The following is a 2,966-nucleotide window of genomic DNA, read 5'->3' on the forward strand; positions in this document are numbered from 1 at the left end:
ATGTGGCGTATATCGCAATAGCGACTCAGGATGGACAATAAAGGGGATACCATAAACTTAGAGATAAAACTATGCAAACCATGTCCTTAGCAGAAGAACGAGTTACCTTGCGAATTCTGCTTGCTGAAGACAATCGGGTGAATCAAAAGTTGGCTTTGAGTATGTTACGCAAACTCGGATATCAGGTGGATTTAGCAATAAATGGTGTGGAGGTTTTGCAAGCCTTGCACCGTCAGCCTTATGATGTGGTGTTAATGGATGTGGAAATGCCAGAAATGGATGGTTTAACCGCAACTCGCCGCATCTGTCAGGAGTGGTGTGCTAGTAAACGTCCCCGAATTATCGCCCTCACCTCTTTTGCTTTGAAGGGAGACAGGGAAAAGTGTTTGGAGGCGGGTATGGATGATTATGTTACCAAACCTATCGCCTTCCCAGAGTTGCTCAACGCCTTGGAGAAAGCTAGTCCATCCTTAGCCCTCAGTCATTGATCTCACCATTGTAGTCATCGATAGCAAATACAAATCACATCTAAGTTAGACATTGCGCAGTCACGATCGCAAACACTAGGGTTCCATACTTGAAACTGTCAAGTTACCCAAGTTTTACGATGACGCTAAACGAACTAGAAACTCAATATAAAGAGGCGGTTGATATCATAGGCAATCAACTCCAAAATGCTCTCCTAGAATTGTCCCGAACCGAAGCTATAATTACACAGATAGGAGAGACGCTGGAAAACCTTACTAGAAACATGGAAGAGTTTATTCAACAGCAGGAACAAATTGATTAGTTTGTTGTTTGTTTTGACATCAGTCAGACGACGGAAGTCCCCCCGGCGGGGGTAGCTTCCGTTTAAAATTTCTGCATATCTGATTACAACAGATAATTGGCTCTAAGCCCCTTGCCCATCACCAGTTACAGAAACCATCAAACTACTAGGTTGCCCAAGATTACCCTCTAAGATAACCCCTCGTTGATTAACCTGAAGATGGCGCATAATCTTATAAATCGCTTCCACCTGCTCAGATGCACCAACTTTTTCGGCTAATTCTGATACTGACAATGGTTTTCCAGCTTCCCGTAATACTAACAGCGATCGCGTCTGTAAATCCAAAATCGCTGCTGCTGCCTTTTTCCCTGCTTCTACCCCCGGTTGGTGGTAAGCATTAATATTCACCAATGAAGCATAAAATCCTACTGCCCTTTCGTACAGGGCAATTAATGCTCCTACTGTATAAGGGTTTACCTGACGAATTGTTACCGTAATCGAATCTCGATTATTTTCATACAGTGCTTCTCGAGTTCCCTGTAACAAACCTGATAGATAATCACCAGATGTTACTCCCGCTTCTACTTCTGGAGAGATTCCTTCTCGATCTTCTAATACTTCAATAAAAGTAGCAAAGAAATTAGGAACCCCTTCCCGCAGTTGCTGAACATAAGCATGTTGATCTGTCGAGCCTTTATTCCCGTAAACAGCTATCCCTTGATAAACTGTATTCCCATCTAAATCTTTCTCCTTACCTATAGACTCCATTACTAACTGTTGGAGATAGCGGGAAAATAGTAATAAACTATCTTTGTAAGGCAAGATCACCATATCTTTCTCGGCCTTACCCTTACAGGCAAAATACCAGGATAAGCAGAGTAAAGCCGCCGGGTTTTTTTTGATTTCGGGTGTGCGAGTAGCGCCATCCATTTCCTTCGCACCTGCCAGCATCTGTCGGATATCAATCCCTTGCAATGCTGCTGGCAGAAGCCCTACAGCCGACAATTCTGAAGTCCGTCCTCCTACCCAATCGTACATGGGAAAACTGGCTAACCAACCTTCAGCTTTAGCACGTAGATCTAGATTACTATCCTGACCCGTAATCGCCACAAAATGGGGAGCAAAATCTAGATTTTCAGCCTCGTATGCTTTTTGTACTTCAATCATCCCATTGCGAGTTTCCGGTGTACCACCAGATTTGGAGATAACTAATACTAAAGTGCTAGAAAGCCGATCTTTCAGCTTGGCAAGAATGTTATCAATACCAGTCGGATCGGTATTATCAATAAAATGAATAGCCAGAGGTGGAAATATTGGGGAAATTGCTTCCTTGACAAACTGAGGTCCCAAAGCTGAACCACCAATCCCGATAGATAAAACATCGGTAAATTTAGCAGATGCGGGAGGATGGACTTCACCACTGTGGACTTGAGCTGTAAAAGTCTCAATCTGTGCTAGGGTATCGATGATATCTTGTCTAAGTTCCGGCGTGGGCGCGAGATTGGGGTCTCGCAGCCAATAATGACCAACCATACGGTTTTCATCAGGATTTGCGATCGCGCCTCCTTCTAAGGCATCCATATCCTGAAATGCCTTATCAAACTTAGGTCCCATCGCCTCGACAAAGGCATCATCGAATCCCATGCGGCTGACATCGAGGTAAAAGTCCAATCCTTCGTGGTAATAAAGCCAGTCTTGGTAGCGTTGCCAGAGTGCAGCGGAGTCCATAAGTAGCTCTCATTCCTTGTGTTTTAACCAATCACAAGTTTATGTCTTCAGTTGTCCCTTGTCATTTTCTCATAAGCCATCCTTGATACAATCCCCAAATTACTCCATTGGGTTAAAAATGAGTTACAACGCCATATATGGCGTTTTCTGAGGCTAAAGATCAAGCGTCATATATAAGGTTTCGGCAAGACTCGCAAAAATTTGACAATATTACCCATCACCTCGATCGCGACGATATAGTTGTCGATAGTAAATCGATAGAACATGGCATCTGAGCCAACAGGATGGAGTTCAGGCAAGTCTTGAATCCGTTTAATCTGCACAAACTCCTCAAAGACAACTTGATACACCTGCTGATAAGCAGCAGATTCTAAGCTTTTAAGATCTTTTAAAAAGGAGCGGGCATAGCGCACTTCTATGCTCACAGGAGTCACTCTAATTACAAACTTTTTATTTTACTTCCTTATGG

General features: G+C 43.4%; 3 protein-coding genes and 1 pseudogene. 2 read left to right on the forward strand and 2 right to left on the reverse strand.

Going from position 1 to position 2,966, the window contains the following annotated elements:
• Positions 1-107: 107 nt before the first annotated feature.
• Positions 108-467, forward strand: a pseudogene (locus NJ959_RS27885) (response regulator); the annotation flags it as partial.
• A 140-nt stretch (positions 468-607) separates the two neighbouring features.
• Positions 608-790 (forward strand): hypothetical protein, encoded by a 183-nt coding sequence (locus tag NJ959_RS27890; RefSeq protein ID WP_254015022.1) that lies wholly within the window; start codon positions 608-610, stop codon positions 788-790.
• A gap of 102 nt (positions 791-892) precedes the next feature.
• Here NJ959_RS27890 and NJ959_RS27895 read toward each other — a convergent pair whose 3' ends face one another.
• Both NJ959_RS27895 and NJ959_RS27900 read right to left on the reverse strand, forming a co-directional pair.
• Positions 893-2,497 (reverse strand): glucose-6-phosphate isomerase, encoded by a 1,605-nt coding sequence (locus NJ959_RS27895; RefSeq protein ID WP_254015023.1) that lies wholly within the window; start codon positions 2,495-2,497, stop codon positions 893-895.
• 167 nt (positions 2,498-2,664) lie between these two features.
• Entirely contained in the window at positions 2,665-2,922 is a 258-nt protein-coding gene (locus NJ959_RS27900; RefSeq protein WP_254015024.1) for a cytotoxic translational repressor of toxin-antitoxin stability system, read from the reverse strand.
• Positions 2,923-2,966: the final 44 nt, after the last annotated feature.

This window comes from Limnofasciculus baicalensis BBK-W-15 (genome assembly GCF_024178385.1).
In the GTDB taxonomy this organism is placed as follows: Bacteria; Cyanobacteriota; Cyanobacteriia; order Cyanobacteriales; family Coleofasciculaceae; genus Limnofasciculus; species Limnofasciculus baicalensis.